At 60.2% G+C, this 304-nt stretch carries 1 protein-coding gene; it reads right to left on the minus strand.

The window, feature by feature from the left end; all coding sequences use genetic code 11:
- Window positions 1–238, minus strand: a 238-nt coding sequence (locus FCK22_RS18100; RefSeq protein ID WP_136720762.1) for a transposase, incomplete at its 3' end; no start/stop codon positions are given.
- Between the last annotated feature and the right edge of the window lie 66 nt (window positions 239–304).

Raw genomic sequence — 304 nt, forward strand, 5'->3', positions numbered from 1 at the left:
GAACCACATTGTCCAGCATCGTATCGGCCAGCAGCCGCTTCAGCTTGGCGTTCTCGTCCTCCAGCGCCTTCAGCCTCGCGGCCTCCGACACCTCCATGCCGCCATACTTGGACTTCAGCTTGTAGAAAGTTGCCGGGCTGAGCCCGTGCCTGCGGCACACCTCCGCCGTCGGCATGCCTGCCTCTTGCTCCTTGATCATCCCAATAATCTGCGCCTCGGTAAAACGGCTTTTCCGCATTCGTCTGCTCCTTCAGGGTTGGGCAGACTCTACATCATGGTGAGGGATTTCGCGGGGGGCAGGTCA

It is taken from the genome of Sulfitobacter sp. 15WGC, from assembly GCF_005068605.1.
GTDB classification, from domain to species: Bacteria; Pseudomonadota; Alphaproteobacteria; order Rhodobacterales; family Rhodobacteraceae; genus Sulfitobacter; species Sulfitobacter faviae.